This window comes from Legionella stuttgartensis, from assembly GCF_977063405.2.
The window spans coordinates 1-2940 of the sequence record NZ_CDRUHA020000023.1 but is presented as its reverse complement, the minus strand read 5'-3'; the positions used below and the strand labels follow the sequence as shown (position 1 = coordinate 2940).

Here is a 2940-nt window from a genome sequence, read left to right as displayed (position 1 = left end):
GCTTCCACACCTTGCCTATCAACGTCGTAGTCTTCAACGGGCTTCAAGGGAAAACTCATCTTGAGGGAGGCTTCCCGCTTAGATGCTTTCAGCGGTTATCCCGTCCGAACTTAGCTACCCGGCAATGCCACTGGCGTGACAACCGGTACACCAGAGGTTCGTCCACTCCGGTCCTCTCGTACTAGGAGCAGCTCCTCTCAATTTTCCTACGCCCACGGCAGATAGGGACCGAACTGTCTCACGACGTTCTAAACCCAGCTCGCGTACCACTTTAAATGGCGAACAGCCATACCCTTGGGACCTGCTTCAGCCCCAGGATGTGATGAGCCGACATCGAGGTGCCAAACACCGCCGTCGATATGAACTCTTGGGCGGTATCAGCCTGTTATCCCCGGAGTACCTTTTATCCGTTGAGCGATGGCCCTTCCATACAGAACCACCGGATCACTAAGACCTACTTTCGTACCTGCTCGAGCCGTCGCTCTCGCAGTCAAGCACCCTTATGCCTTTACACTCTTGGTACGATGTCCGACCGTACCGAGGGTACCTTTGTGCTCCTCCGTTACTCTTTGGGAGGAGACCGCCCCAGTCAAACTACCCATCATACACTGTCCTCATCCCGGATTACGGGACCAAGTTAGAACCTCAATAACAACAGGGTGGTATTTCAAGGTTGGCTCCATGAGAACTAGCGTCCTCACTTCAAAGCCTCCCACCTATCCTACACAGTTATCATCAAAGTCCAGTGCAAAACTATAGTAAAGGTTCACGGGGTCTTTCCGTCTAGCCGCGGGTACACTGCATCTTCACAGCGATTTCAATTTCACTGAGTCTCGGGTGGAGACAGTGTGGCCATCGTTACGCCATTCGTGCAGGTCGGAACTTACCCGACAAGGAATTTCGCTACCTTAGGACCGTTATAGTTACGGCCGCCGTTTACCGGGGCTTCGATCAAGAGCTTCTCCGAAGATAACCCCATCAATTAACCTTCCGGCACCGGGCAGGCGTCACACCCTATACGTCTTCTTACGAATTTGCAGAGTGCTGTGTTTTTAATAAACAGTCGCAGCCACCTGGTCTCTGCGGCCCTCTCCAGCTCTGGAAGTAAATCCCATCACCAAAAAGGGCGTACCTTCTCCCGAAGTTACGGTACCATTTTGCCTAGTTCCTTCACCCGAGTTCTCTCAAGCGCCTTAGTATTCTCTACCTGTCCACCTGTGTCGGTTTGCGGTACGGTTCTCTATAAGTTATGGCTAGCAGCTTTTCCTGGAAGCCGGGCATCAATGACTTCGCTGTACACCGAAGTGTCAGCACCATGTCGCATCTCAGAGTTAATAGTAAACCGGATTTGCCTGGTCTACCCCCCTACATGCACATACCAGGACAACCAACGCCTGGCTCATTTAGCCTTCTTCGTCCCCACATCACCACTTATAAAAAGTCCAGGAATATTAACCTGGTTCCCATCGACTACGCTTTTCAGCCTCGCCTTAGGGGCCGACTCACCCTGCTCCGATTAACGTCGTGCAGGAAACCTGGGACTTCCGGCGTGAGGGCTTTTCACCCTCATTATCGTTACTCATGTCAGCATTCGCACTTCTGATACCTCCAGCAGACTTCTCAATCCACCTTCATCAGCCTACAGAACGCTCCCCTACCACGTGTACTTAGTACACATCCGCAGCTTCGGTGACTAGTTTTAGCCCCGTTACATCTTCCGCGCAGGCCGACTCGACCAGTGAGCTATTACGCTTTCTTTAAAGGGTGGCTGCTTCTAAGCCAACCTCCTGGCTGTCTATGCCTTCCCACATCGTTTCCCACTTAACTAGTACTTTGGGACCTTAGCTGGCGGTCTGGGTTGTTTCCCTCTTCACGACGGACGTTAGCACCCGCCGTGTGTCTCCCGTGATTCAATTAGCCGGTATTCGGAGTTTGCATCGGTTTGGTAAGCCATGACAGCCCCCTAGCCGAAACAGTGCTCTACCCCCAGTAATCATTCACGAGGCGCTACCTAAATAGCTTTCGGGGAGAACCAGCTATCTCCGGGCTTGATTAGCCTTTCACTCCTAGTCACACGTCATCCGATAATTTTTCAACATTACCCGGTTCGGACCTCCAGTTGGTGTTACCCAACCTTCATCCTGCACATGACTAGATCGCCCGGTTTCGGGTCTACTCACAGCGACTCGCGCCCTATTCAGACTCGATTTCTCTACGGCTTCCTTATTCAGTTAACCTCGCCACTGAAAGTAACTCGCTGACCCATTATACAAAAGGTACGCAGTCACACCACGAAGGTGCTCCCACTGCTTGTACGCAAACGGTTTCAGGTTCTATTTCACTCCCCTCTCCGGGGTTCTTTTCGCCTTTCCCTCACGGTACTGGTTCACTATCGGTCAGTAAGTAGTATTTAGCCTTGGATGATGGTCCACCCATATTCAACCAGGATTTCACGTGTCCCGGCCTACTTGTTCGCGTGCTTAGTTCTTAATGCAACCTACGTATACGGGGCTTTCACCCTCTATGGCCAACCTTCCCAAGTTGTTCTACTTCATTGCACTATAAATCACACCAGGCTCTTCCCCGTTCGCTCGCCGCTACTTGGAGAATCTCAATTGATTTCTTTTCCTTCGGGTACTTAGATGTTTCAGTTCCCCGAGTTCGCTTCGTTAACCTATGTATTCAGCTAACGATGACCATGACTGCTCATGGCCGGGTTCCCCCATTCGGACATCTCTGGTTAAACGCTCGTTTCCAGCTCACCAGAGCTTTTCGCAGGATTCCACGTCCTTCTTCGCCTCTTACTGCCAAGGCATCCACCGTTTGCGCTTCTCTTCTTGACCATATAATCTCAGTTACCTCAGATCATATGCTTTACTTCAAATACAAGTACGCTTGTGTTACCTCTTATTTACCTTATTTTTAATGAACGTCTGGTTA

Annotated in this window: 1 rRNA gene; it reads right to left on the bottom strand. The window is 50.9% G+C overall.

Annotated elements, in window-relative coordinates:
* Positions 1–2843: ribosomal RNA gene (locus ACWTEW_RS08555) — 23S ribosomal RNA — on the bottom strand; the annotation flags it as partial.
* Positions 2844–2940 lie beyond the last annotated feature (97 nt).